This window comes from Streptomyces sp. NPDC057438, assembly GCF_042802995.1.
Taxonomy (GTDB): Bacteria; Actinomycetota; Actinomycetes; order Streptomycetales; family Streptomycetaceae; genus Streptomyces.
Window position 1 is genome coordinate 1 of the sequence record NZ_JBHVDD010000056.1, and the last position, 24,440, is coordinate 24,440.

At 70.4% G+C, this 24,440-nt stretch carries 23 protein-coding genes; 9 read left to right on the forward strand and 14 right to left on the reverse strand.

Going from position 1 to position 24,440, the window contains the following annotated elements:
- From ACFU5F_RS26505 to ACFU5F_RS26515, 3 genes are all read left to right on the forward strand, one after another.
- Positions 1–456, forward strand: a 456-nt coding sequence (locus ACFU5F_RS26505; protein ID WP_383892018.1) for a DUF6817 domain-containing protein, incomplete at its 5' end; no start/stop codon positions are given.
- Positions 457–517: 61 nt separating this feature from the next.
- On the forward strand, positions 518–1,057 hold the full coding sequence (locus ACFU5F_RS26510) for a winged helix-turn-helix domain-containing protein (protein ID WP_383892021.1): 540 nt from the start codon (positions 518–520) through the stop codon (positions 1,055–1,057).
- Positions 1,054–1,584 (forward strand): transposase, encoded by a 531-nt coding sequence (locus ACFU5F_RS26515; protein WP_383892024.1) that lies wholly within the window; start codon positions 1,054–1,056, stop codon positions 1,582–1,584. The genes ACFU5F_RS26510 and ACFU5F_RS26515 overlap by 4 nt, the downstream gene beginning before the upstream one ends.
- 238 nt (positions 1,585–1,822) lie before the next feature.
- On the opposite strand, the gene ACFU5F_RS26520 is transcribed toward ACFU5F_RS26515, so the two are convergent.
- On the reverse strand, positions 1,823–2,305 hold the full coding sequence (locus ACFU5F_RS26520; protein ID WP_383892027.1) for a Pycsar system effector family protein: 483 nt from the start codon (positions 2,303–2,305) through the stop codon (positions 1,823–1,825).
- Between the two features lie 202 nt (positions 2,306–2,507).
- Positions 2,508–4,397, reverse strand: coding sequence for a tetratricopeptide repeat protein (locus ACFU5F_RS26525; RefSeq protein ID WP_383892030.1), 1,890 nt, complete (start codon positions 4,395–4,397; stop codon positions 2,508–2,510).
- A 650-nt stretch (positions 4,398–5,047) separates the two neighbouring features.
- Here ACFU5F_RS26525 and ACFU5F_RS26530 point away from each other — a divergent pair.
- Together ACFU5F_RS26530 and ACFU5F_RS26535 are read left to right on the forward strand one after the other, a co-directional pair.
- On the forward strand, positions 5,048–5,638 hold the full coding sequence (locus tag ACFU5F_RS26530; protein WP_383892033.1) for a TetR/AcrR family transcriptional regulator: 591 nt from the start codon (positions 5,048–5,050) through the stop codon (positions 5,636–5,638).
- On the forward strand, positions 5,638–6,396 hold the full coding sequence (locus ACFU5F_RS26535; protein ID WP_383892036.1) for a GAP family protein: 759 nt from the start codon (positions 5,638–5,640) through the stop codon (positions 6,394–6,396). Before ACFU5F_RS26530 ends, ACFU5F_RS26535 begins: the two co-directional genes overlap by 1 nt.
- A gap of 279 nt (positions 6,397–6,675) precedes the next feature.
- On the opposite strand, the gene ACFU5F_RS26540 is transcribed toward ACFU5F_RS26535, so the two are convergent.
- Both ACFU5F_RS26540 and ACFU5F_RS26545 read right to left on the reverse strand, forming a co-directional pair.
- Positions 6,676–7,158, reverse strand: a complete 483-nt coding sequence (locus ACFU5F_RS26540; protein ID WP_383892039.1) for a GNAT family N-acetyltransferase — start codon at positions 7,156–7,158, stop codon at positions 6,676–6,678.
- A gap of 50 nt (positions 7,159–7,208) precedes the next feature.
- A complete protein-coding gene (locus tag ACFU5F_RS26545; RefSeq protein WP_275455035.1) occupies positions 7,209–7,379 on the reverse strand; it encodes a hypothetical protein in 171 nt (56 codons plus the stop codon).
- A gap of 495 nt (positions 7,380–7,874) precedes the next feature.
- Here ACFU5F_RS26545 and ACFU5F_RS26550 point away from each other — a divergent pair, with 495 nt between their 5' ends.
- On the forward strand, positions 7,875–8,423 hold the full coding sequence (locus tag ACFU5F_RS26550; RefSeq protein WP_383892042.1) for a hypothetical protein: 549 nt from the start codon (positions 7,875–7,877) through the stop codon (positions 8,421–8,423).
- Here ACFU5F_RS26550 and ACFU5F_RS26555 read toward each other — a convergent pair.
- The 5 genes from ACFU5F_RS26555 to ACFU5F_RS26575 all read right to left on the reverse strand — a co-directional run bounded on the left by ACFU5F_RS26555 (position 8,402) and on the right by ACFU5F_RS26575 (position 14,997).
- The gene (locus ACFU5F_RS26555; protein WP_383892045.1) at positions 8,402–9,904 is read right to left on the reverse strand and encodes an SDR family NAD(P)-dependent oxidoreductase; all 1,503 of its coding nucleotides are present in this window, start codon (positions 9,902–9,904) and stop codon (positions 8,402–8,404) included. The genes ACFU5F_RS26550 and ACFU5F_RS26555 overlap by 22 nt on opposite strands.
- Positions 9,905–10,173: 269 nt before the next feature.
- The gene (locus ACFU5F_RS26560; protein ID WP_383892048.1) at positions 10,174–11,520 is read right to left on the reverse strand and encodes a wax ester/triacylglycerol synthase family O-acyltransferase; all 1,347 of its coding nucleotides are present in this window, start codon (positions 11,518–11,520) and stop codon (positions 10,174–10,176) included.
- Positions 11,521–11,736: 216 nt separating this feature from the next.
- Positions 11,737–12,957, reverse strand: coding sequence for a glucose-1-phosphate adenylyltransferase (gene glgC, locus ACFU5F_RS26565; protein WP_383892051.1), 1,221 nt, complete (start codon positions 12,955–12,957; stop codon positions 11,737–11,739).
- Positions 12,958–13,006: 49 nt separating this feature from the next.
- On the reverse strand, positions 13,007–14,158 hold the full coding sequence (glgA, locus tag ACFU5F_RS26570; RefSeq protein WP_383892053.1) for a glycogen synthase: 1,152 nt from the start codon (positions 14,156–14,158) through the stop codon (positions 13,007–13,009).
- Positions 14,159–14,253: 95 nt separating this feature from the next.
- On the reverse strand, positions 14,254–14,997 hold the full coding sequence (locus ACFU5F_RS26575) for a (2Fe-2S)-binding protein (RefSeq protein ID WP_383892055.1): 744 nt from the start codon (positions 14,995–14,997) through the stop codon (positions 14,254–14,256).
- A 228-nt stretch (positions 14,998–15,225) separates the two neighbouring features.
- Between ACFU5F_RS26575 and ACFU5F_RS26580 the strand changes: the two genes are divergently transcribed.
- Complete coding sequence (locus ACFU5F_RS26580) at positions 15,226–16,368, forward strand: DMT family transporter (protein ID WP_383892058.1); 1,143 nt, start codon at positions 15,226–15,228, stop codon at positions 16,366–16,368.
- Between the two features lie 52 nt (positions 16,369–16,420).
- On the opposite strand, the gene ACFU5F_RS26585 is transcribed toward ACFU5F_RS26580, so the two are convergent.
- Positions 16,421–17,524: a transglycosylase family protein gene (locus ACFU5F_RS26585; RefSeq protein WP_383892061.1), complete on the reverse strand. Its 1,104-nt coding sequence runs from the start codon at positions 17,522–17,524 to the stop codon at positions 16,421–16,423.
- A gap of 335 nt (positions 17,525–17,859) precedes the next feature.
- On the opposite strand from ACFU5F_RS26585, the gene gndA reads away from it, so the two are divergent.
- Positions 17,860–19,299 carry an NADP-dependent phosphogluconate dehydrogenase gene (gene gndA / locus ACFU5F_RS26590; protein ID WP_383892064.1) on the forward strand — a complete coding sequence of 480 codons (1,440 nt, stop codon included), beginning with the start codon at positions 17,860–17,862 and terminating at the stop codon, positions 19,297–19,299.
- A gap of 468 nt (positions 19,300–19,767) precedes the next feature.
- Here the strand turns inward: gndA and ACFU5F_RS26595 are convergent, their stop codons facing one another.
- The 4 genes from ACFU5F_RS26595 to ACFU5F_RS26610 all read right to left on the reverse strand — a co-directional run bounded on the left by ACFU5F_RS26595 (position 19,768) and on the right by ACFU5F_RS26610 (position 22,321).
- The gene (locus ACFU5F_RS26595) at positions 19,768–20,112 is read right to left on the reverse strand and encodes a GNAT family N-acetyltransferase (RefSeq protein WP_383892067.1); all 345 of its coding nucleotides are present in this window, start codon (positions 20,110–20,112) and stop codon (positions 19,768–19,770) included.
- A 48-nt stretch (positions 20,113–20,160) separates the two neighbouring features.
- Complete coding sequence (gene panD / locus ACFU5F_RS26600) at positions 20,161–20,580, reverse strand: aspartate 1-decarboxylase (RefSeq protein ID WP_383892070.1); 420 nt, start codon at positions 20,578–20,580, stop codon at positions 20,161–20,163.
- A 338-nt stretch (positions 20,581–20,918) separates the two neighbouring features.
- Positions 20,919–21,695, reverse strand: a complete 777-nt coding sequence (locus ACFU5F_RS26605; RefSeq protein ID WP_383892073.1) for a hypothetical protein — start codon at positions 21,693–21,695, stop codon at positions 20,919–20,921.
- Positions 21,692–22,321, reverse strand: a complete 630-nt coding sequence (locus ACFU5F_RS26610; RefSeq protein ID WP_383892076.1) for an ABC transporter ATP-binding protein — start codon at positions 22,319–22,321, stop codon at positions 21,692–21,694. Before ACFU5F_RS26610 ends, ACFU5F_RS26605 begins: the two co-directional genes overlap by 4 nt.
- A gap of 293 nt (positions 22,322–22,614) precedes the next feature.
- Between ACFU5F_RS26610 and ACFU5F_RS26615 the strand changes: the two genes are divergently transcribed.
- A complete protein-coding gene (locus tag ACFU5F_RS26615) occupies positions 22,615–23,844 on the forward strand; it encodes a flavin-containing monooxygenase (protein ID WP_383892079.1) in 1,230 nt (409 codons plus the stop codon).
- Positions 23,845–24,440 lie beyond the last annotated feature (596 nt).

Below are 24,440 nucleotides of genomic sequence, written 5' to 3' on the forward strand. Positions count from 1 at the left end.
GCCCATCTGAAGAGGGTCGAAGCTCTGCTCGCCTCGTGGGAAGGTCGCCCGGCCCTGCGGGCTGCGGGTTTGTGCCATGCCTTCTACGGCACCGACGGGTTTCCGGTCCCACTGCTGGACTTGGAACATCGAGCAGACTTGGCACAGGCGATCGGAGCAGACGCCGAGGCGCTCGTCTACCTGTACGCCTCCTGCGACCGCAAGGCCACCTATCGGACGCTTGCCGAGGATGACGCGATGCTCCTCGACCGATTCACCGGTGCCAGAGTCCAGCCAAATCTCGGCCAGCGTCGGGATCTCGCCGAGCTGACCGCCGCCAACGAGCTGGATCTCGCCGCGATCAGTCCGGAGATCCGAACGGAGCATGGCGCCAGTCTGCTCAGCCTGTTCGCCCGGTGGCGCCCACTGCTGTCCGAGTCGGCATGGGCGCACTGCCGCAACGTGTTGGGCTACTGAGGTTGAACTCGTGTTGTCGTGGGGGCTGTCGGGCGGCTTCCTCCTGCGGTATCACCGTGGGATGCGGTATCCACAGGGTGGCGGGCTGACGGCCGAACGGCAGCAGTTCCGGGAAGAGTTACGGCTCCGGGCGGCCGACAGGTTCGCCCAGGGCGAGGCGAGCTCGGTGATCGCCAAAGACCTGCGCGTCAGTGTCCGGTCGGTGCAGCGGTGGCGGCGGACGTGGGACGAGGGTGGTCCCCGCGCTCTGCGGTCCCAGGGGCCTCCATCGCTGCCGAGGCTGAGCGAGAAGCAGTTCGCACAGTTGGAAGCAGAGCTTGCCAAGGGGACGGCCGCGCACGGCTGGCAGGACCAGCGGTGGACCCTGGCACGGATCAAAACCGTGATCGGCCGGCGCTTCCACCTGACCTACACGGTCCAGGGCGTGCGCAAGCTGCTGGTCCGCAACGGCTGGTCCTGCCAGGTCCCAGCCCGCCGCGCGATCGAGCGGGACGACGAAGCCGTGGCCGGGTGGGTCAAGGATGTGTGGCCCTGCGCGGAAGACTCGCGGCGGCCCGTGGAGCCTGGCTCGTTTTCGAGGACGAAGCCGGCTTCTCCATGACGCCGCCGCAGGCGAAGACCTGGTCACGGCGCGGCCGGACCCCGGTGGTGAGAGTCCGCGGCCGCTCCCGCAGACGCATCTCCATCGCCGCACTGACCTGCTACAGACCCGGCCACCGATCCCGGCTGATCTACCGGCCGCGCCGGGACGACGGCCGACGCGACGGCCGCAAGAGCTTTTCCTGGCGCGACTACCGCGACCTGCTCATCGCCGCACACCAGCAGCTCGGCGGCCCGATCGTGCTCGTCTGGGACAACCTCAACGTCCACAAGGCCGCCGACCTGCGGGAGTTTGCTGAGGCCCGGGACTGGCTGACCATGTACTACCTGCCGCCCTACGCACCCGACCTCAACCCCGTCGAAGGGATCTGGTCACTTCTGCGACGCGGCTGGCTCTCCAACGTCGCCTTCAGCACCCCCGAACACCTCGTCCAGACCACCCGGCGGGGCCTGCGGCACATCCAGTACCGCAGCGAACTCATAGACGGCTGCCTCGCGGAAACCGGCCTGACCATCAGACCCGCCTGAGACACAGCACGACACCACGAGTTCAACCTCAGTAACCGCAGTCACCAATCCCTTTGCCATCCACAGGTATTGACTATTTCTCACCAACCGGACAGGCACATCCGATCAACCGACGCGCAGATCAAGGAGACACGCTCTAGTGTTCGTGTGCGCCAACGAGGCGAGCCACGCCCGGAGTTGCACGAGGCTCGCTCGGTGTGTGGTGTCCTGCTACCGGGTCCGGGACTGGTAGGACGTGTCAGTCCGCCAGGGCGGCAAGTACTGCGTTGATGACGACGGCCAGGACGAGGAAGCTCACGCCAGTCAGCATGCAGTCAACCGCGTGCTGAATCTGACGGAACTTGAGGTGGACAGCTGCCTGGAGAGCCCGGACATCGGCGACGCTGTGTCCACGGGTGAGCCAGCCCTGCAGCTCAGCGTCGGCGAGCTGGTGCCAATTCGTCCAGCCAGTGCCGCCCAACCTGGGCCGGACGGTCAGAAGCAGAAGCACGGTCGCCGACACGAGTGCGAGCGCTCCAAAAACTCCTGCGGTCATCGCTGCCGCGTGGATGTCGAGATCTGGCGCGACGGAGCTGATGCCGGCGAGTCCGGCCCCGGTGAGCGCCAGTAATATCGACGCCTTGCTGTCGGCACGCCCCAGCTCGCCCCGGAGCATGGCGGCCGCCTGATCAGCCCCCTGTGTGGTGGTGGCGCGGACAGGCTCCGGTCCTACGGTGGTCATAATGTGGCTACTCCCTATCGTGCCGCCCCGGCTTGAACACGCGGAGAGTCTCGACAATGTTCATCGCCTGCAAACCGTCCGGAAATGGATCATTGCCTCGCCTCCGCTGATTCGTTTGTCCTCGGAGCTGGCAACAGCCTGGTGGTCTCCCGGTCACCCATGACGGGCGGGCGCCGCGTTCTGCCACGAGGGATGGTGGGAGCTACCACTGAGGAGAGGGCCTGCCGTCGGGGTCGAGACCATATGGCCACAGACCCATCTTTCTGTCCGCATGGGCGCTATCTCGAATCTTCGCGAGCCAGAGAAAAATACCGATGCTGCCCGTGTCCGCCGCCTGCCGGGCGATCTCCTCGGCTCCCTCCGGATCACCCTTCTCCTCCCGCGCTTTGGCGAGCCAGAGCCAAACAGTAGTGTCGCCAACTTCCGCGGCCCGCCGCGCGATCTGCTCGGCGCCCTTCCGATCTCCGTCCCCTTCCTGCGCTTTGGCGAGCCGGAGAAGGGCACTGGTGTCGCCCGCGTCCGCGGCCCGCTGATAGAGCTGTTCGGCCTCCTGCAGATCCCCGTCCTGCTCCCGCAGCACAGCGAGCTTGACCAGAACGCCAGTGTTGCCGGCGTCCGCGGCCTGTCGATAGAGCCGTTCGGCCTCCAGCAGCTCTCCGCCCTTCTCCCGAATCTCAGCGAGACGAACCAGAGCACCGATGTTGCCTGCGTTCGCGACCTGCCGATAGAGGCGTTCGCCTCCTGCCAAGTCCCCAGCTTTCCCCTGCATCTCGGCTAGCCGGACCAAAGCAGCCGTGCTATCCGCATCTGCGGCTTGTTGGGCGATCTGTTCGGCTCCTTCCCGGTCCCCGTCCTCCTCTCGAATTTCGGCAAGCCAGAGCAGAGCAGTGGGATCGCCCGCGTCCATGGCCCGCTTATAGAGCCGTTCGGCTTCCAGCAGCTCTCCGTCCTTCTCTCGCAGCACAGCGAGCCAAACAAGGGCATCCGTGTCGCCTGCTTCCGCAGCACGCACGGCGACCTGTTCGGCTCCTTCCCGGTCCCCGTCCTCCTCCCGTAGCCTGGCGAGCCGGATCAGGGGCCTGGTGTCGCCTGCATCTGCGGCTCGCTGGGCGATCTGTTCGGCTCCTTCCCGGTCCCCGCCCTTCTCCCGAATTTTGGCAAGCCAGAGAAGGGCACCGGTGTCACCCGCGTCCGCAGTTTGCCGGTACAACTGCTCGGCCCGTTGCCTGTCCCCGTCCTTCTCCCGCAACACAGCGAGCTGGATCAGGGCGGTGGTGTTGCCTGCGTCTGCGGCTTGCTGGGCGAACTGTTCGGCTGCCTGATGGTCCCCCTCCTCCTCCCGAACCCTGGCAAGCCGGATCAAGGCAGAAGTGCTGCCTGCATCCGCGGCCTGCCGGTACAGCAGCTCGGCCCCCTGAAGGTCCCGGTCCTTCTCTCGCATCCGGGCGAGCCAAAGAAGGGCGGTGGTGTCGCCGGCGTCTGCAGCTTGCTGGGCGATCTGTTCGGCTGCCTGCTGGTCTCCGGCGTCCTCCCGCATCCTGGCGAGTGAGAACAGGGCAGTGGGGCTGCCCGCATCGGCGGCCCGCCGAAACAGCTGTTCGGCCCAGCGAAGACGGTGACGGACGCGGGCTGAAGCGGCGAGGTTGGCGACGTTGTCAGACGTGAGGTGGTCGTGCGCGGCCTGCCAGAACGATTCCGGTGGGCACAGGTGTGCACGCTGGCGGCGTCCGTGCTGTTCGAGGTAGTCGGCCAGGCGGTAGGACATGGCAGGCGGGCTCGCCGCCGATGCAGTCCGGCGCGAGGGGCGTGGGCGGATGCGGCGCAGGGGGGCGAGACGGCCGTGGACAGGGCGAGTGGTGTCGGCGATGGCCTGTTCGAGCCAGTTGTCGGAGAGGTCGTCGTACTCGTCGTCACTGAGGTAGTCCTCTGCCGCCTGTTCAAGGAAGCCCACCGGCAAGTGGAGTCCGGCGCCGAGGCGCCGGGCATCCATGGCTACTTGCAGTAGCGCGCGGGCTGAGGGCGACGCGGCGGCGTAGCGGCGCAGCAGTTCTGGCGCACCGGCCAGGAACTGCGTCAGCCGCCCGTTGTTCATGTGATCCAAGGCGTGGGCGAGCTGCCTGAGGTTCCCCCGCACTGCGGGGGAACCTCAGTGCTGCTTGTCCACCTCGGCGCCGCATCCGAGCATGGTCCCTACGGCCACGAGCACGTACATGCCGTGGACTGCCCTCTTGGCCTGCGGCACTGTTCCCCCCTTTTGTGGGCGAGCGATCGCTGGTGATCCTTGCATGCTCACTGCACACCAGAAGATGCGGGTCAGAGTCTCAGCGCGCAGGACCGTTCAGCCGGCTGAGTTCTGCGGCAATGGTGGCGGGCGTGGAGCGGGCACGCTCCCGGCCCCCCGAGACGCCCAGGTCGCCCGTTTGAAGGCCGAGAACCACACCCGGTGGTGGCCGGGCCGGTGACCATCAGGGACGGGCGGGCGGTGACCCTCTGGTGGCGGCCCAAGATCATCAGGGGGCGCACGCTGCCCGAGAGGTTCTCGACGAACCGCGTCACCAGTCCCGACACAGATCCAGACCCCGAAACGCCGAAGTGAGTAAACCGCCTCAAGCGGCACCGGGCCGTGGCCACCCGCTACGAAAAGCTGGCGGTCCGTTTCGAAGCCACCGTCCTCGTCGCCGCCATGAACGAGTGACTGTGACGTACCGGTCACCAAAATAATATTGCGGTACTATTTTTTTCATGACGCAACACGCCGACGCTGACACAAGACGCGGCCAGGTCGCCTCCGCGCTGATGAGCGTGGTCGCCGAACAGGGATTGGCGCGGACCACCCTCGCTGACGTGGCACGGACGGCGGGTGTGTCCGTGGGACTCGTCCAGCGCTACTTCCGTTCAAAGGACGAGCTGCTGAGGTTTGGCATCGAGTATGTCTACCAGCGCGCCGAGGAGCGCATCGCCGCCATCCCGGTCGAGCCGCCGGTCCGTGGGTTCGTCGTGCGGCTGATGGAGACGTTCCTACCGCTGACGGTCGAGCGCGGCGCCGAGCTCCGGGTCTGGCTCAGCTTCGTGCAGGCGTCGCTTACCGACGCCGACATGGCTGCGATTCACCGGGACGCTACCGTGCGGCTCCTGCGGGGTGTCGAGGAGGCATTGTGTGGCGCGCAACGGGCCGGCGAACTCGCCGCGGGTGTCGACACCGAGGCCGAGGCGGCGGCGCTGGTCGCGTTCGTGGACGGGATGTGCCTGCACCACGCGGCGACCGGGGACGGGTTCGACGTGTGCCGCGTCAGCGCCGCGTTGGAGGCCTACATTGACCGGCTGTTCGACTGATGAACGCGACGCTGGCGCTGGCGCTGGCCGGGCTTGGGCTGCTGGACAGTACAAGCTTCGGCACCCTCCTGATTCCCATCTGGCTGTTGCTCACTCCGGGGCGAGTGCGCGTCGGCCGGATCGCCGTCTACCTGGCTACGGTTGCAATGTTCTACTTCTGCGTCGGCGTTCTCCTGGTGCTGGGGGCCGATGCGGTGCTGGAGGCCGTCCGGGCGGCCTTCGCCGACGTTGCCCCGACGCACCTGCGGATCGGGCAGCTCGTCCTCGGTTTCATCGTCATCGTCTTGAGCTACCGGCTGGAGGCACGCGCCCGCAGCCGGGCGGGCAGGCCGGGCCGACTGCAGCGCTGGCGGGCGGCGGCGATGTCGGGTGCCGTGCCGGACAGCGAAGGCCTGGAGGGCCGGGACACGCGAGGCGGAGGCGCGCGCGGCCTGATGAGCCTCGCGTTGGTGGCCACGGCGCTGGAGATCGTCACCATGGTGCCCTACCTGGCGGCCGTGGGCTTACTCGCGAACGCCGATCTGACCTGGCAGGTCATCGGCGGGGCGCTGGCCGGCTATTGCGTCGTCATGATCCTCCCGGCGGCCCTCCTCGGCGTCGTCCGGATCACCGCGCACGACCGCGCCGAGCCAGTGCTGCAGCGGATCAACGACTCGTTCACCCGCAACAGCGCCAAGGCGCTCGGCTGGACTGTCGGGGGGATCGGCATTGGAATGGCCCTCAACGCCGTGATCGCCCTGCTCGCTCAACCCGTCTGAACTTGCGTCAGACTCCGGAGTCTCCAACAACTGCAACTTTCGATACACGCCCTAGAAAGCTCATGAAGATCTTGGGTTCTGGCCCTGCCGGCGGATCTCCGTGGGAGAAGGAGCGGTGTTCGGTGCGTGCTCTCGGCGTGCCGGGCGGAAGACCTCGTACTGGACGTACGTGGGCTTTCGCCCACTGCGGCGAGAGGGCGTGCCGGGCGTCGCGACGCCGCGGAGATCCGTCACAAGGGCCCTAGCCCCGTTCCACCGGCCGCGTCGGAACGCCCCGGATCACAGGGCCTTGTACATGATGTGCAGCCCCACCAGGCCGTCCTTCGGATGCTCGAAGGCGTCCGGGACGGTGCCGAGGACGGTGAAGCCGAGCGAGGTCCACAGCCGTACGGCGGGGTTGGTCTCGACGACCGCGTTGAACACCATGCCCCGGAAGCCCTGGGCCCTGGCCTCGGCGAGGACGTGGACGGCGAGGGCACGGCCGATACCCCGGCCGCCGTGGTCGGGGTCGACCATGAAGCCCGCGTTGGCGACACGGGCGGCGGGACCGCCGTAGTTGGGGGTGAGGAAGGCGGAGGCGACCGGTGTCCCGGTCTCGTCCTCGACGACGTAGACGCGCTTGGCGGGGGCCATCCACAGGGCGCGGGCGGCCTCCTCGGAGGTCTCCGGGTCCCAGGTGTAGGTGTCCGCGGCGGCGACGACGCGGTGCCAGAACGGCCAGATACCGGGCCAGTCGTCGGCGGTGGCTTCTCTGATCTGCATGGGCGCGAGTCTGGCACGCCCATGCAGACGGCGATCGTGCGTCCTGCCGGTCAGTCCACGCTGGGCAGGATGTGGGGCTCGGCGAGGTCGTCCTCGTAGCCCGCCAGCCGGATCGGGGCGGACCTGGCCCACACGTCCAGGCTGCCCAGGTCCTTCTTCGACCGGCCGCCCTCGGTACGTTCCTTGGGGCGTTGATCGCCCTTCGTCTTCTCTGGTGTCACCGCGCACTCCTTATGTGTCGGTCACCCTCGGGATGTCGGCCCAGCCTGCCGCTGTGCGCCTGACGCCCGCTCGGGTCTGAGTCGATGTCAGTTCGGACGCGGTGGCGCCGGATCGTATGGGTGTGAGATCAGGCCGTGGTGACCGGCTTGTCCCGGGACGGACCATGGGTGTGGGTGGGACCCAGATAAGGCTGTCCGTCCGGTACAGAGTAACCAAATGAGCGGGTGGCCGCTCTATGGGGCTGGAAACAAGAGGTAACTGTCTTGAGTCGTTCAGCGCCCAGCAGGCCCCACCCTAGGGCAATTTGACCCATTTAGCGGGTTTTCTCATCACCCGTTCGGCTCAGTTCCCGCTCCGCGCACCGGTCCGACGACCCATCGGATCACCGGCCTCGGCGCGTAGTTCAGGTCCCGTTGGCCGAATGGCAAGCCGACCATGATCTGCTCATGTGCCGCAACGGCATTTCTCGCGGGCGGACTCGGGAGGACCGGCGGATGGAACTGCGCGGCGTCGATGAGCTGATGGATCTGCTGCACGCCCGCCGGAGCGGCGGGCCGGCGCCGGATCAGCGCCGGGACGGTCCGGACCTCCCTCCGGGCACCCGCCCGGACCCGCACGACCACGCGCTGCGGACCGCCGCGCTGCTGCGCCGGGGCCGGCCCGCCGACAAGGAACTGCAGGTGGCCGGTCTGGTGCACACCCTCGGGCAGTTGCTCCGACCGGGTGACGACACGAGCCACGCGGATCTGGCGGCCGACGCGGTCCGGCCGCTGCTCGGCGACCGCGTCGCCCGTCTCGTACGCCTGCACGCCCTCGGCCCCGACCACCTCGTACGACTGCACGCGGGCGGCTGGGTGGACGCCGGTCTCGTCGAGGACGTACTGACGCTACGCCAGGCGGACGAGGCGGGCCGGTCGGCCGGGCTGGACGCCGGGGACCCGGAGGACTGGCGCTCCGTACTGGAACTGGTGGCGGACCGGGCGGACCGCGCCGAGCGGGCCCGCCGGGTCGGTGCGTCGTCTCACCACTTGCCGGGCGCGTAGTCCTTCAGGAAGACGCCGTACACGTCCTCGCCTCGCTCACCGAGCACGACGGGGTCGTAGACACGGGCCGCGCCGTCGACGAGGTCGAGCGGGGCGTGGAAGCCCTCGTCGGCGAGGCGCAGCTTGTCGAAGTGGGGACGTTCGTCGGTGATCCAGCCGGTGTCGACCGAGGTCATCAGGATGCCGTCGCTCTGGAACATCTCCTGGGCGCTGGTCCGCGTGACCATGTTCATCGCGGCCTTGGCGGCGTTGGTGTTCGGGTGGCCCGCGCCCTTGTAGCCGCGGCCGAAGACGCCCTCCATCGCCGAGACGTTCACGACGTACGCCCGTCCGCTGGCGGCCTTCCTCGCGGCCTCGGCCATGACCGGGCGGAGCTTGCTGATCAGGATGAAGGGCGCCGTGTAGTTGCACAGCTGGGTCTCCAGCAGCTCCACCGGGGAGATCTGCTCGATGGTCTGCACCCAGGTGTTGCTGTCGACCACGTCGGGGACGAGGCCGCCCGCGTCGATGGCGGTGCCGTCGAGGTGCCGGGCCACGCTGGCGTTGCCGGCGACCAGGGCGAGGTCGGCGACCTGCTGCGCGTCGAGTCCGCTGACACCCGCCGGGAGCGCGGTCAGCCCGGTCAGGCCGTCCACCGCGCCGGAGTTGAAGGCGCCGATGACGTGGTGCGGGGGGAGCTCACCGGCGGGCAGCGGGGCGCTCTCCCCCTCGACCAGGGCGGCGTAGGCGGAGGGCAGCCGGCGTACGGTCTGGGTCGCGTTGTTGATGAGGATGTCCAGCGGGCCCGCCTCGGCGACCCGCTCGGCGAGGGCCACGGCCTGGGCCGGGTCGCGCAGGTCGATGCCGACGACCTCCAGGCGGTGCATCCAGTCCGCCGAGTCGTCCATGGCGTTGAAGCGGCGGATGGCGTCCTTGGGGAAACGCGTGGTGATCGTCGTGTGCGCGCCGTCGCGCAGCAGCCGCAGGGCGATGTACATACCGATCTTGGCGCGGCCGCCGGTGAGCAGGGCGCGCTTGCCGGTGAGGTCGGCGCGGGCGTCGCGCTTGCCGCGGTTCAGGCGGGCACAGTCGGCGCAGAGCTGGTGGTAGAAGTAGTCGACCTCGACGTACCGGGTCTTGCAGGTGTAGCAGGACCGGGGGCGCTGGAGTATCCCCGCGATCTTCCCTTCCTCGGTCACGGACGACGGCAGGATGCCCTCGGTCTCGTCGTCGATGCGCTGGGCGGAGCCGGTGGCGGTGGACTCCGTGACCGCCTTGTCGTGGGCGGTCTTGGCGGCGCGGCGTTCCTGGCGGCGGCGCTGCTTGACCGTGCGGTAGACGCCCGCGGTCGCCCGGCGCACCGCGATGGCGTCCGGGTGGTCGACCTCCAGCTTGTCCAGCTCCTCCAGCACGCCGAGGCACACCGCGAGCCGGTCCGGGTCGATGCCCGGGCCGTACACGACCTCGTCCGTGGTCGCCGGGCCGTCCTCTGTCACCGTCATCGCGCTGCCGCTTCCCTGATCACCCGCGGTCCGCCGGGGCGCGTCCGCTGTCGAACGGGGAATTGTACGGAGGGGAGGCTGTGGTGGCCAAACTTCGGGCGCGGGCCGGTGGGGGCTGGTCGCGCAGTTCCCCGCGCCCCTGAGAAAGCGGGGCTGCGCCCCTGCTTTTTCGCCCGAAGAGCACCGGGCGCAGCCCCGGCTCTTCAGGGGCGCGGGGAACTGCGCGCGAAGCCCCACTCACCCGCACCCGACGAACGCACCCCTACGCATCACACCTCACACGCCGCCAACAGCTCCCGCACCTCCCGGGTGACCGCCCCGGCCAACCGCTCCAGGTCCGGGACCGCCTCCGCGTCGGCGACCAGGCCGTAGTGGACGCTCCCCCGGTACGTCGAGACGGCCACCGCGAGGGACTGGCCGTGGGCGAGCGGGGCCAGGGGGTAGATCTCGGCGAGAGGGCAGCCGCCGAGCCGGAGGCCGAGGCTGGGGAGGGGGACACTGGTGACGAGGATGTCGAACCAGAGGCGGGCCGCCTGGCTGACCAGCGGGCCGCCGAGCCGGTGGCCGAGCGGCAGCACATGGTCCGCGAGGAGGGCGACCGCGCCGGCGCCCCGGTTGGGGCCGGCGTCCTTGTTGCGGTCCATCGCCGCACGCACCGTGCGCAGCCGCCCGAGCGGGTCCGGATCGTCCACGGGCAGTTTCATCAGATATCCGGAGAGCCGGTTGCCCTGCGGGTGCGCCGTGCGGGGGCGGCGCCTGGAGACGGGGATCAGGGCCCGGGGCGCGACGCCCTCGCTGCCGTCCCCACGCTCGTCCAGCCACCGGCGCAGCGCCCCCGCCACCACGGCGATGAGGACGTCGTTGACGGTGCCGCCGACGGTCTTGCGGATCCGGTGCACGTCGTCAAGGTCCACGAGCACCCCGGCGGTACGGCGGGTGCCGCTGGCGGCGGAGGTCAGCGCGGCGGAGGAGCGGGCGGCGAGGGTCGCGTCGAGCGTGGTGCGGGCCACGGAGGCGCCGATGTCGAGGGCGCGTCCGAGGTCGGAGAAGGTGCCCCGGACCAGGTCGGGCAGTTTGCGCACCTCGTCGAGGAGGCCGCGCGGCGGCTCCGCGGGGCGCGGCCGGGGCGCGGGCATCTCGACGGGGTCCATGACGGCGGCGGCGAGCGTCAGTGCCCGCAGTCCGTCGGCCAGGGCGTGGTGGAACTTGAACAGCACGGCGAAGGAGGCGCCGTCCGCCGCCGGCAGCACGTGCGCCTCCCAGGGCGGCCGGCCGCGCTCCAGCGGACGCTCCATCAGCCGTCCGGCCGCCTCGTGGAAATCGGGGGTCGGCGCGTGCAGCCGTACGTGGTCGAAGGGCTCGAAGTCGGCGACCGGTTCCCGGGTCGCGCCGCCGAACGCCAGCGGCAGCCGTACGTCCGGGACCCATACGTCCCGGATCCGCATCCGCAGCCCCGGCACGGCGGCGGCCCGCGTGGCGAGCAGTTCGGCGGCGTGGGCTCCCGCGGTGGGCGAGTCGGCCGTGAAGACGCCGAGCGCGGCCAGGTGCATGGGGTGTTCGGCGGACTCGATGTTCCAGAACGCCAGGTCGAGGGGGGCGAGCAGGTCGGAAGTCAATGGCTTGCCTCGCGTCGACGACGGGTGAGTCAGCAGTCAATCGCTGTTGGCCGATTACGGTCAAGTACGATCAAGCTACGCACAGTTAACAACAGATTACGCCTCACCTCCTGGCGAAGGCGGGACGTATGGGACATCTGTGTTCACCGGGGTCACCCTGACGGACCATCCGGCCATCCGGCGGGCGCCCCGCCGGACCGCCGGACCGCCCGGCGACTACGGGACCTGCTGGCCCTTCCCCAGAGCGATCACTCCGCCCCGGGAGACCGTGTACAGCTCGGCGTCCCGCTCGGGGTTGACTCCGATGGTCGCGCCCGGGGGCACCTGGACATTCTTGTCGAGCACGGCGCCCCGGACCACCGCGCCCCGCCCGATGTGCACGTTGTCGTGCAGGACCGAGCCCTGGACGACGGCGCCCGGATCCACCACGACCCCGGGAGAGAGGACGGATCTGGTGACCTGGCCGCGGATCAGGCAGCCCGCGCTGATGATCGACTCACTGGCCATGCCGCCCGCGTTGAAGCGGGCCGGGGAGAGCTGGCCGGAGCTGGTGTAGATGGGCCAGCTGCGGTTGAAGAGATTGAAGGCGGGGCGCTCGGCGATCAGGTCCATATGGGCGTCGTAGTAGGCGTCGAGCGTGCCGACGTCCCGCCAGTAGCCCTGGTCGCGGGTGGTCTCGCCGGGCACGTGGTTGGCACTGAAGTCGTACAGCTGCGCCTCGCCCCGGTCGGTGAGCTGGGGCAGGATCGACCCGCCCATGTCGTGGACGGAGTCCTCCTCCTCGGCGTCCCGCTGGAGCGCCTCCACCAGGGCCTTGGTGGTGAAGATGTAGTTGCCCATCGAGGCGAACACGCATTCGGGGTCGTCGGCCAGGCCCGGCGGGTCGGACGGCTTCTCCAGGAAGCGTTCCACCGTCCGGCCGTCGGAGCCGGGCGTGATCACACCGAAGGACGACGACTCCGTGCGCGGCACCCGGATGCCGGCCACCGTCACACCGGCGCCGCCCTCGATGTGCTGCGCCAGCATCTGACGCGGGTCCATGCGGTAGACGTGGTCGGCGCCGAACACGGCCACGTACTCGGGCTGCTCGTCGTGGACCAGGTTCAGGGACTGCAGCAGCGCGTCCGCGCTGCCGAGGTACCAGCGCGGGCCCAGCCGCTGCTGCGCCGGGACCGGCGTGACGTAGTTGCCGAGCAGGCTCGACATCCGCCACGTCGTGGTGATGTGCCGGTCCAGCGAGTGCGACTTGTACTGCGTGAGCACGCAGATGCGCAGGATGTCCGCGTTGACGAGATTGGACAGGACGAAATCCACCAGGCGGTACGTCCCGCCGAAAGTCACCGCCGGTTTCGCACGGTCGGCGGTCAGGGGCATCAGCCTCTTGCCCTCCCCGCCCGCCAGTACGATCCCCAGCACCGAAGGTCCACCGCGCCGCATCCCGCCGCCCCTCTACACCCAACCGGTTGTGCCGAACCCTGTTCCCTGACTACCCCAGTTTGAGGACTTCCTCGTAAAGCCGGGCGGTCCGCCGCGCCACCGCGTCCCAGCCGAACTCCCGCACCGCGCGTTCCCGCCCGGCCTCGCCCATCCGGGCGGCCGTCGCGGGATCGGCGAGCAGCGAGTCCAGGGCGCGGGCCAGCCGGCCCTCGAAACCGTCCTCGGTCTCCACGAGCAGGCCCGTGACACCGTCCTCCACGACCTCCGGGATACCGCCGACCCGCGAGGCCACCACGGCCGTGCCGCAGGCCATGGCCTCCAGGTTGACGATGCCGAGCGGCTCGTACACCGACGGGCAGACGAAGACGGCGGCGTGGGTCAGGAGCTGGATGACATCCGGGCGCGGCAGCATCTGCGGGATCCAGAACAGTCCCTCGCGGACGCGGCCGAGCTCCGCGAAGAGGTCGCGGAACTCCTGGTCTATCTCGGGGGTGTCGGGGGCGCCCGCGCAGAGCACGACCTGCGCGGCCGGATCGATGTCCCGCACGGCGCGCAGCAGGTGGGGCACGCCCTTCTGGCGCGTGATGCGGCCGACGAACAGGACGTAGGGGCGGCCGCGGTCGACACCGATCCGTTCCAGGACGTCCGTGCCGTGGTCCGGCGCGTAGAGGGAGGTGTCGATGCCGTTGTGCACGACGTGCAGCCTCGCCGGGTCCAGGGCGGGATAGCAGCCGAGGATGTCGTCACGCATGGCGCCGGAGACTGCTATCACGGCGTCGGCGGACTCCACGGCGGTGCGCTCGGCCCAGCTGGACAGGGCGTAGCCGCCGCCCAGCTGTTCGGCCTTCCAGGGGCGCAGCGGCTCCAGCGAGTGGGCGGTCATCACGTGCGGGATGCCGTGCAGCAGCTTGCCGAAGTGGCCGGCGAGGTTTGCGTACCAGGTGTGCGAGTGGACCAGTTCCCGGTCCTCGAGTCCGGCGGCGATGGAGAGGTCCACGGAGAAGGTGCGCAGCGCGTCGTTGGCCCCGTCGAGCGCGGACCAGGACCGGTGGCGTACGACACCGCCGCCCGCACCCTCGCCCCAGCAGTGCACGTCCAGGTCGACGAGGGACCTCAACTCGTGGGCGAGGAACTCGACATGGACGCCCGCGCCACCGTAGACGTCGGGCGGATACTCCCGGGTCAGCAGGCCGACTCGCACCCGGAACCCCCTGTCTCAGCGGCTGGTTCCCACATGGTCACCCAGAAGGGTCGGTTGGGGAAGACCACGATTCTCGCGCGGCCGTGCTCGCACGGTCAGGCGGGGCGGGGGCCTCCCGGGGAGCGCGAGTGGGGCGGCCGGTCGAAGCAGCAGTCGCCGCACAGGCCGCCGGCCGGCAGCCGGTAGTGGAGACAGCAGCTGCGGCGGCGGGTCGTCACCGGGTCGAGGGCACCCGCCAGCGTGGGGTGCGCGAACAGGACCGCGGCGAGCGCACGGGCCCGATCCGCCGCCTCCGTACGCCCGTTGGCGGCCGCCCAGCGGTCGATCTGGCGCACGGCTCCCATGAGCGCGGAGGCCGCGTTTCCCCACAACAGACGCTCTGAGATAGGCAGTTGAGCCCGCAGAGCGGCCGCCAGCGGCAGCAGGTGGCCGTCCCGTACGACCGCGCCGATCCGGTCGGCGGGCAGGCCGCGCACCTCGGTCAGCCACAGCTCGTCCGGGGCGCTCGCGTCCGCGTCCCAGCGCAGCAGACGCGGGTCCAGATCGGGGACGCGGCCGTACACCGCGGCCGCGCCGAGGGCCACCGACCACAGGCGGGCGGCGAAGCCGAGGTGGGCGATGGAGGCGGCCACGCGCAGTTCGGGGGCCCGCACACCTCGCGCGACTTTTCGGACACGGAAAATTACCGGATTCTCGTAAACCTCCCTTTTCACATCGGCATCCCGTGCCTCGTAGGCCCGGGCGAGCGTGGGCAGGGACGCGCGCGGCGGTTCGCCCGTGTGTAGTACGAAGAAGCCGCCGAGGGCCGAGAGCGCGGTGAGTCCGGGGTCGTGATCCACGAGGACGAGTAGTACCAGCCCCCGGCCGGCCGTTCACCTGGGGGCTTGCACTCCGTGTCGCCCCTCCTGGGGATGACACGGGGCCGTTCGTACTCCATCGGCAGTAGGACGCATTGAGTGCTCAGGTACGACGACGCGGACGGTTTCGCGAGGCATCGTGGTCACCATGAAAGCCGAGCGTTCACCGCGCCGGGCCCGGAGCCCCCGCGCCGCGTCGAGGAGCACCTCATGAATGCCCTCGCGTTGTCCGTGCTGCTGTCGTTCGTCTCCGCCGTGGCGTACGCGGGAGGGGCGATCGTCCAGGAGCGGGTGGCGGTGTCCTCCTCCGGCCGGTCCTTCGCTCCGTTGCGCCGGCCCGTGTGGTGGGCCGCCGTCGGACTGAACGGCCTCGGCGGCCTGCTGCACGTGGTGGCGCTGGCCTACGGCCCGCTGAGCCTGGTGCAGCCGCTGGGCGCACTGACCATCGTGTTCGCCCTGCCCATGGCGGCGCTGTTCGTGGGCCGCAGGGCAGGGGCCACGGCCTGGCGGGGCGCGATCATGGCGACGGTGGGTCTCGCGGGCCTGCTCTCCCTGGTGGGCTCGGCCGACGCGCGGTCGCTCGACACGGCCCAGCGGGTGCTGGTGGCCGTGGTCAGCGGTGGTGCGGTGGCGGCGCTGACGGTGGCGGGCCGTGCCGCGCACCGGCACCCGGCGGTGCGCAGCATCCTGCTGGCGGTGGCCTCCGGTGTCGCGTTCGGCATGTCCTCGGTCTTCACCAAGACGGTCGCCGTCGACTGGACCGACGGCGTCGCGCTCGCGGACCTGCCGACCCTCGCGGTCATAGGCGCCTTCGCGACGGCCGGTCTGCTGCTCTCCCAGGCCGCCTACCGGGGCGGCGGTCTCGCGGCCCCGCTGGCCACGCTCACCGTGGTGAACCCGGTGGTGGCGGCCGCGGTCGGCATCACGATGTTCGGTGAGACGTTCCGCTACGGCACGACCGGCACCCTGCTCGCGCTGGGCTGCGGTGTCGTCGCGGCGGGCGGTCTGATCCTGCTGACCACCGAGCGCCTCGCCACCGAGATCGCGGCCGAACGCGCGGACGAGGACGTCACGGTCACGGCGGTCACGGCATCCGGCCCGGAGTCCGACCGGGACTCCCAGACCCTGGAGGAGCTGCTCGCGGGGCTGCCGCGGCGGACCGCGGAGGCGGTCCCCGACGCCGGCTACGCGATCGGCCTGGACGAGCGTGTGGTCGTACCGGCCCCGTTCCTCGGGAGGAGCACGGCCGGGGAGGAGGACGCCCCGTCCGGTCTGCTGCTGCAGCCGTTCCACGGTGAGCTGTACGTGCCCCGGGCGCTCCTCGACCGGCATCGTGACCGCGTGAAATCCTGAGCGGGAGGCCCGGACCGGGCCTCCCGCACCACGTCGGACCCCGTGCGGGGCGTCAGATCCGGACTCCGCCGGCCCGCAGATAGGCGATCGGGTCGATGTCGCTGCCGAAGCCGGGCCCCGTCCGCACCTCGAAGTGCAGATGCGGGCCCGAGCTGTTGCCGGTGGAGCCGGAGCGCCCGATGCGCTGACCGGCGCTCACGCTCTGGCCGGATCTGACGGAGATCGCCGACAGATGGGCGTACTGCGTGTAGCGGCCGTCGGCGTGCCGGACGACCACCTCGTAGCCGAAGGACCCGCCCCAGCCCGCGGAGACGACCTGCCCGGCGGCCACGGACTTCACGGAGCTGCCGGTCGACACGGGAAAGTCGACGCCCGTGTGATACCCCTTCGACCAGGAGGAACCCGAGGCGCGGTAGGGCGTGCCGAGGGAGGCGCTGACCGGCGCGACGAAGGAGCCGGACTGCTGCCGCTTCTCGGACGTCTGCTGCTTGCCGCCCTTCTGCTCCTTGTGGACCTGCTTCTTCTCCTGCCTGCTGTCCTGCTTCTGCTCTTTCCTCTGCTCCTTCTTCTGGCCGGCCGAGTGCAGACTCAGCCGCTGGCCGGGGATGATCACGTCCGGGTCGGAGCCGATGGTTCTGCGGTTGTTCTCGTAGAGCTTGCGCCAGCCGCCCCGCACGTCCTCGGAGTCGGCGATCCCGGAGAGGGTGTCGCCCCGCACGACCGTGTACATCTCGACCTTGCCCGCCTGCGACTGGGGCGTGGTCTGCGGTTTCACGTCGCCGATCGTGAGGCCCGCGCGGCCCGAGCACACCGGCCAGGCGTCGGGGCCCTGCCCGTCGAGGACCTTCTCGGCGATCGCGATCTGCTGTTCCTTGGTGGCGAGGTCCGCGCGGGCGGCGTAGGCCGTGCCCCCGAAGGCCTCCCAGGTGGACTGGCTGAACTGGAGTCCACCGTAGTACCCGTTCCCGCTGTTGATGTTCCAGTCGTTGGTGGACTCGCAGGCCGCGACCTTGTCCCAGGTCTCGACGTCGGCGGCCTCCGCGGCCCCGGTGCCGATCAGCGGGAGCGCCATCCCCGCGCCGCCCGCCGTGACGGTGAGTGAGGCGCGGTTGATCCTGTTCGGCTGGTACCGACGGTGCCGACCGCTTGCGGCCATGGAGAGCCCCCCTCGCCTATGCCATGAGCCGCAAAAGTAAGGGCCTTGAACCGGCCAGGACAAGACGAAAATTCAGCCGCTCTGGCACCGCGCGTGGCGGGTATGCGACCTGCTCCGGCGCGTAAGTGCCCTCGTCCGGCGCGCGAGTGAGCAGGGGCGGCGCGCAAACGACCGGGTTGCGCTCCCCATTGAGGCAGGCAGGGCGCTTCCTGCGTACTCAAGCCCGGCAGACCGCGCAGTGCGGACGGGGCCGGTGCACGTCAGGATGGCCGCAAGGACAATACTGGCGGGCAGGAACGGCACCACCGATATCAGGATCCATAGGAGCCAACCGTATGAGCACTTCAGCCCAGATCGGCGTCACCGGCCTCGCGGTCATGGGGAGCAACCTCGCCCGCAACTTCGCCCGCAACGGCTACACGGTCGCCGTCCACAACCGCTCCGCGGCGAAGACCCACGCGCTGATCGAGGAGCACGGGCACGAGGGCGACTTCATCGCGGCCGAGACCGCCAAGGACTTCGTCCAGGCGCTGGAGCGCCCCCGGCGCCTGGTCGTCATGGTGAAGGCGGGCGGGCCGACGGACGCGGTGATCGAGGAGTTCGCGCCGCTCCTGGAGCCCGGCGACATGATCATCGACGGTGGCAACGCGCACTTCGCCGACACCCGCCGCCGTGAGGCCGCGCTGCGCGAGCAGGGCATCCACTTCGTCGGCGCGGGCATCTCCGGCGGCGAGGAGGGCGCGCTCAACGGCCCGAGCATCATGCCGGGCGGTCCGGTCGAGTCGTACGACTCCCTCGGCCCGATGCTGGAGAAGATCTCCGCGAAGGCCGCCGACGGCGCGCCGTGCGTCACGCACGTGGGGCCGGACGGCGCGGGGCACTTCGTGAAGATGGTCCACAACGGCATCGAGTACGCCGACATGCAGCTCATCGGCGAGGCGTACCAGCTGCTGCGCGACGTGGCCGGATACAGCCCCGCGCAGATCGCGGAGATCTTCCGCACCTGGAACACCGGCCGTCTCGACTCGTACCTGATCGAGATCACGGCCGAGGTGCTGGCGCACGTGGACGCGGACACCGGCAAGCCGTTCGTGGACGTGGTCGTCGACCAGGCGGAACAGAAGGGCACCGGCCGCTGGACCGTCCAGATCGCGCTGGACCTCGGCGTCCCTGTCTCCGGCATCGCCGAGGCCGTCTTCGCGCGCTCCCTGTCGGGCCACGCCGCGCTGCGCGACGCCTCCCGCTCGCTGGCCGGCCCCAAGGCCACCCCGCTGAGCGCGGCCGAGGCGGGGGCCTTCGCCGACCGGGTCGAGCAGGCGCTGTACGCCTCCAAGATCGTGTCGTACACCCAGGGCTTCCACGAGATCGACGCGGCCCGCGACGAGTACGACTGGAACATCGACCTCGGCAAGGTGGCGTCGATCTGGCGGGGCGGCTGCATCATCCGCGCGGCCTTCCTCGACCGCATCCGGGCCGCGTACGACGCCCGGCCCGACCTGCCGAGCCTGCTCTCCGACGACGCGTTCGCCCAGGAGATCGCGGCGGCGCAGGACGACTGGCGCGAGGTGCTGGTGGCGGCCACGCGCCAGGGTGTGCCGACGCCCGGGTTCGCGGCGGCGCTGGCGTACTACGACGCGCTGCGTGCCGAGCGGCTGCCCGCCGCGCTCACGCAGGGGCAGCGGGACTACTTCGGGGCGCACACCTACCGACGGGTGGACCGCGAGGGGTCGTTCCACACGCTGTGGGGGCAGGGCCGGTCCGAGGTCGAGGCCTAGAACGCCCGAGGGGAGACGGCCGCCGGCCGTGTCCGGCCGGTCGCGCCCGCGCGGCGGCGCCGCGCGGGTGACGGCCGCGCGCCCCTGATCATGACGATGCGGCCCGGCGTGGAGGTCCTCCACGCCGGGCCGTTTCGCGTCCTCGTCCGCTCTCAGGACAGCGGCCCCGGCCCGGGTTCCCCCGGCACCGGCTCCGGGCCCGGGGGCTGCGGGATCGGGTCCGGGGTGGGGACTGGGCGGGGGTCCGGGGTGGGGACGGGGTCGGGGAACGGGGGCTGCGGAAGGGGTTCCGGGCGGTCGGGGCCCGGGACGGGGTCCGGGTGCACGGGGTCCCGGTCGGGGTACGTCATCGCGTCCTCCAGCCATGGGGTACGTCGGTCCTAGGACCACTGCCACGGGTACCCGTCGCCCGCACGGGCAGTCACCCGGCCGGCCGAGCCGCCGCGACCGCTCCCGCCGACCCGCCCCTCAGAAGCCCTCGGGGTGGGCGATCAGCCAGTCCTTCGCCGCCCGCAGCAGCTCCGGATCGGCGGCCGGGGCCTCCTCGGGATGGCGTTCGGCCCACTTGACGACGTACGGACACAGCGGTGCGACGACGACGCCCTCCCGGGCCGCGATGCCGTACAGCTCCCTGGCCAGCGAGCCCGCGACGCCCTTCCCCTCGTGCGCGGACTCGACGATCGTGTGGACCGGGACGAGCGCGCGGCGTGGGGCTTCGAGGACGAAGTACTGGATGTGACCGGCCAGTTCGTCACCGGCGAAGGCTTCGAGGCGGCCAGCCGCCCGGTCGTCACGGATCTCTGCGTCGCTCATGGCACTCCTCGCGTACGGATCGGGGACGCCGGGCGCTCGCGCGTGGCCTCAGGCGGTGACGGCCCGCGGGTTGCGCCGCTGGTCCGAACCCGGCACCGGCTCGGCGGCGTCCGAGCCCAAGGCCACGATCCGGTTGCCGCGGTCGACGTGCACGATCCTGGGCTCCAGGGCGCGGGCCTCGGCGTCGGAGACCTGAGCGTAACTGATGATGATCACCAGGTCCCCGGGGTGGACGAGATGGGCCGCGGCACCGTTGATCCCGACCACCCCCGACCCGCGCTCGCCCTCGATGACGTACGTCTCCAGGCGGGCACCGTTGGTGACGTCGACGATGTGCACCAGCTCGCCGGGCAGCAGGTCGGCGGCGTCCAGCAGGTCGGCGTCGATGGTCACGGACCCTACGTAGTGCAGGTCGGCCTGGGTGACGGTGGCTCGGTGGATCTTGGACTTCATCAAAGTGCGCAGCATCGTGGACTCCTGGAAGACGGCTCCCTGCCTGCTTGCTGCAGGTCAAGGGCGTTCTTCACTGTACAACTGCGCGCCGGGACTCGACGATTGTGAGAAACATCGCTTCACTCCGGCGAGAAGGCTCCCTGCCTGCGACTCGGGCGGCGGCCGGGGGCCTTCAGTACCGCCGCGCAGCCGGGCACGACCGCCGCGGGCGAGGACGGTACGGCCGCGCGCGAGGCGGTGCAAAAGCGCGGTTGGTCGTGGCTCCCGCAGGTCCGCCTGGCCCGTGGCGACGGCCAGGACACCCGTGAAAGGGCCCGGGGGAACCGTCCTCACCGTGATCGTCCTGCCTGGACTCACGTCCAGTGGGACCGCGGGGCGCGGGAAGGCCGATGGGTGTGGAGGAGTAGCAGTGCCAGGGCGCCGGTCGCTGCGGACCAGGTGAGGGAGAGCAGGCCGTGGGACCAGGGGATGTGTGGGGTGAGGACTGAGCTCAGTGCGAGCTGGTTCACGCCGTACAGAGGAAGCGCGGACACGCCCGCCACATCCATGAGTGTGTTGAACACGGGATTCTGCAGGCCGGTGTCGACCAGGCTGAGCATGACGATGAGGAAGAAGCCCTCCAGCTCGCCGCGGACCAGGGAGCCGAGCAGAAGGCCGATCCCGCCGTAGGCGAGGCCCGCCGCTGCAAGGGCGAGCCCCAGGGGCCCTGTGTGGCGCACGGGCAGGGAGATCCACAGCAGGATCGTCGTGTAGAAGGCCAGCAGGGCGGCGGTGAGGGCGACGGCAGCGAGTTTGGCCAGCAACATCGGAAGACGGGGGTAGCCGGCCAGCAGCAGACGGCGGTCCATCTGCCGGGACTGGAAGGTCTCCGTGAAGGTGATGAAGCCGACGACCATGGTGACGGCGCCCAGCGCACTGGCCACCTGGCCCACCTGGCTGGCCGGGGCGGAGGCGGAGGCGCTGAGGGCGTCCAGCCAGATGCGCACCACCTTGTCGGAGGTGCACAGGCGGGCCACGGCGATCCAGAGCGGGATGAACGCCACCGCCAGGGCCAAGGCCAGCCGGTTGCGCAGGTGGCCCAGCAGAGTGCAGCGCAGTAGTTCGGCGAACGCCGTCCAGGAGAGCCTCAACGGTTGGTCTCCTCGAAGTGCAGACGCCCTTCACGCAGATGAGCGATCGCGTCGAAGTGGTGCAGTTCGTGCAGCAGATGCGAGACCACGATGACCGACCGGCCCTGATCGCGCAGTTCGGCGGCCAGGGTCCAGAACCGCTGATGGGTGTCCCAGTCAAAGCCCTGGTAGGGCTCGTCCAGAACCAGCAACTGCGGATCGTGCATGAGTGCGATCAGCAGGTTCAGCTTCTGTCGCGTGCCGCCGCTGAGCTCGCCGACCTGCTGTCGTCGGCAGCCGGTCAGCGCCAGCAGCTCCATCAGCTCGTCGGTGCGCTCGAGCGCCGGCAGCCGGTAGGCCATCTGGAACAGCCTCAGGTGCTGCCCGACGGTGAACGCTTCGTTCAGTACCGCTCGTTGCGGGCAGTAACCCACAGCCCCGGCCCGAGTCACCGTTCCGCGGTCGGGTGCGAGGTGTCCTACGGCGATCTGCAGCAGCGTGCTCTTGCCGGCCCCGTTCTCACCGACGACTCCTACCAGCGTCCCGGCGGGTACCTCGAGGTCGACGTCGCGCAGGACCTGCCTGCCGCCGTACGCCTTGCACACTCCGCTGATCCGAAGCCGTGGCCGGTGACGCGTCGTTGCCATCTGCACATCAGCCCCTCGTGAGGTCGGATGGGCGTAGCGCGTCGGCCCGCAGAGGACCCACCGGCAGATCAACACCTACCTGCCTCATCCGGGTTTGGCCGGTCAGCCGTGCCCGCCCCGGACGGTCCGGTCCCGGCGGACCGATCGCCCGCACGCCGCCGACGCTGGTGCGCGGTTCAACGAGTCCGTACCGCTGGTGTAACGGCGATCACCGCATGAGCATCGCCGCTTCACAGGCCTTGCGCCTCCAGGTCGGGCGTGACGTGCGGCGCCACATGCCGTTGTAGAAGGCGATGCCCCCGACACCACAGCCAGACTTCCACGCACCCACGATCGTGATCGGAGCCGGTCCCCATGGCCTCGCGGCCGCCGCGCTACTGCGCCGCGCCGGAGTGGCGACCGTGATCCTGGAAAAGGCGGACCGCGTAGGAGCGAACTGGACGCAGCGATATGACCATCTGAGTCTGCACACCACCCCCGGCACCTCCAAACTCCCGGGCCTGCCGGTGCCCCGCCAGGCGGGCCCATGGGTGAGCCGGGACGACTACGTCCGATACCTGGAGCGCTACGTCGCCCATCACCGGCTCGACGTCCGGGTGGCCACCCCGGTGCAGCGCATCGAACGGGCCGAGCCCGGCCGGGGAACACGGTGGCTGGTCCACACCCCTGACGGCCCGTTGCCCACCGGCGCTGTCGTGGTGGCCACCGGCCGCTGCCATACTCCGAACCTCCCCCAGTGGCCCGGGCGTTCGACCTTCACCGGCACGCTGCTGCACTCGGCCCAGTACCGCTCTCCGGCGCTCTACCGCGGGCAGCACGTCCTGGTGGTCGGGGCCGGCAACAGCGGTACCGAGATCGCGAGCGTCCTGGCCGGGGCCGGAGCCGAGCGGGTACGGATCGCGGTCCGTACGCCACCCAACATCCTGCCCCGCTCCAGCGCCCGATGGCATGCGGTCGGTCGGCTGACGGAGGCCCTCCCGCTCGCGTGGCGCGACCGCATCTCCCTGCTCACGCAGCGTCTCGCCGTGCCCGACCTGACGTCGCAGGGACTGCCGCGGCCCCGCACGGGCCTGTACACCCGCAATGCCCGCGAAGATGTCAATCCGGTGCTCGACCACGGCTTCGTGGACGCCGTCCGGTCCGGGCGGGTCGAGCCGGTCGCGGCCGTCCAGGCGTTCGACGGCCCCGACGTGATGCTGGGCGACGGCACCCGACTGCGACCCGACACGGTGATCGCAGCCACCGGCTACCGGCCCGGCCTGCACGACCTGGTCGGGTCCCTGGGCGTACTCGACGAAGCCGGGCAACCCCTCGCCGTGGGGGCACAGACCCATCCGGAAGCCCCGCGCCTGTACTTCGCCGGGTACACCAATCCCCTCACGGGCGTCCTGCGTCAGGCGGGCATCGAGGCGCGCGCCATCACCCACGCACTTCGGCGTGAGACGGCGCGGGCATCCCTGCTCGCCCCCCACCTTGGCGACCGCACGGCCGACACTCTCCACAAAGGGCCTACTCCGAGCTGACGGGGATTCCGGAACCTGGCCCGGGTGGTGGACGCTTCGGCGGAGCCCGTCGCACAGGCGTGCATGAGGTGGCCACGTCGGTGGGTGCGCCCCACTCACGCCGTGCAGGGGCGGGCAGCTGGTACCCGTCCCTGCATGCGTGGCTGGAGCCATTCCTGGGCGTCCGGGCGCTCTGCACCGGGCCGTCGCCAGTCTTGGCGCGGGCGCTGACGGGAAGGGCGCGACCGCCGAGCACGGCCCGCGCGGCGGCCTGCGTATCGAGCGGGTCCGACTTCCGAGCAGACGACGGGTCGTACCGTCGGGCCGTTCACTTCTGGTCGTCACGGTCATGCGCCTCGCGCGTGGTGGTGTTTCGGGGCGCCCGACACCTGTCTGCTCGGGCGGTCTGAACCGTGATGCCACCTGATCGTCAGCAAGGAGATCTCAGGAGTCAGACCCCGCCGCAGGACAGCGCCCGCCGATTCTCCCCACCGTCGGGGCCCGGCCCGGGAGCGCAGAATACACACAATCCCTCATGGAACACCCTGAATCCGACTCCGGCCGACCCCAACGGGCCGTGAAGGTCGACATCACACGCAGCCTCGATGCTTCAGCGG

Coding starts and splice junctions, on each gene's coding strand:
- ACFU5F_RS26615 (WP_383892079.1), top strand. CDS start 22,615: ATGCCCCCGACACCACAGCCAGACTTCCACGCACCCACGATCGTGATC.
- ACFU5F_RS26520 (WP_383892027.1), bottom strand. CDS start 2,305: ATGACCACCGTAGGACCGGAGCCTGTCCGCGCCACCACCACACAGGGG.
- glgC (WP_383892051.1), bottom strand. CDS start 12,957: ATGCGGCGCGGTGGACCTTCGGTGCTGGGGATCGTACTGGCGGGCGGG.
- panD (WP_383892070.1), bottom strand. CDS start 20,580: ATGCTGCGCACTTTGATGAAGTCCAAGATCCACCGAGCCACCGTCACC.
- ACFU5F_RS26515 (WP_383892024.1), top strand. CDS start 1,054: ATGACGCCGCCGCAGGCGAAGACCTGGTCACGGCGCGGCCGGACCCCG.
- ACFU5F_RS26555 (WP_383892045.1), bottom strand. CDS start 9,904: ATGACGGTGACAGAGGACGGCCCGGCGACCACGGACGAGGTCGTGTAC.
- ACFU5F_RS26595 (WP_383892067.1), bottom strand. CDS start 20,112: ATGAGCGACGCAGAGATCCGTGACGACCGGGCGGCTGGCCGCCTCGAA.
- ACFU5F_RS26510 (WP_383892021.1), top strand. CDS start 518: ATGCGGTATCCACAGGGTGGCGGGCTGACGGCCGAACGGCAGCAGTTC.
- ACFU5F_RS26550 (WP_383892042.1), top strand. CDS start 7,875: ATGGAACTGCGCGGCGTCGATGAGCTGATGGATCTGCTGCACGCCCGC.
- ACFU5F_RS26535 (WP_383892036.1), top strand. CDS start 5,638: ATGAACGCGACGCTGGCGCTGGCGCTGGCCGGGCTTGGGCTGCTGGAC.
- ACFU5F_RS26585 (WP_383892061.1), bottom strand. CDS start 17,524: ATGGCCGCAAGCGGTCGGCACCGTCGGTACCAGCCGAACAGGATCAAC.
- ACFU5F_RS26540 (WP_383892039.1), bottom strand. CDS start 7,158: ATGCAGATCAGAGAAGCCACCGCCGACGACTGGCCCGGTATCTGGCCG.
- ACFU5F_RS26530 (WP_383892033.1), top strand. CDS start 5,048: ATGACGCAACACGCCGACGCTGACACAAGACGCGGCCAGGTCGCCTCC.
- ACFU5F_RS26610 (WP_383892076.1), bottom strand. CDS start 22,321: ATGGCAACGACGCGTCACCGGCCACGGCTTCGGATCAGCGGAGTGTGC.
- ACFU5F_RS26580 (WP_383892058.1), top strand. CDS start 15,226: ATGAATGCCCTCGCGTTGTCCGTGCTGCTGTCGTTCGTCTCCGCCGTG.
- ACFU5F_RS26525 (WP_383892030.1), bottom strand. CDS start 4,397: ATGAACAACGGGCGGCTGACGCAGTTCCTGGCCGGTGCGCCAGAACTG.
- gndA (WP_383892064.1), top strand. CDS start 17,860: ATGAGCACTTCAGCCCAGATCGGCGTCACCGGCCTCGCGGTCATGGGG.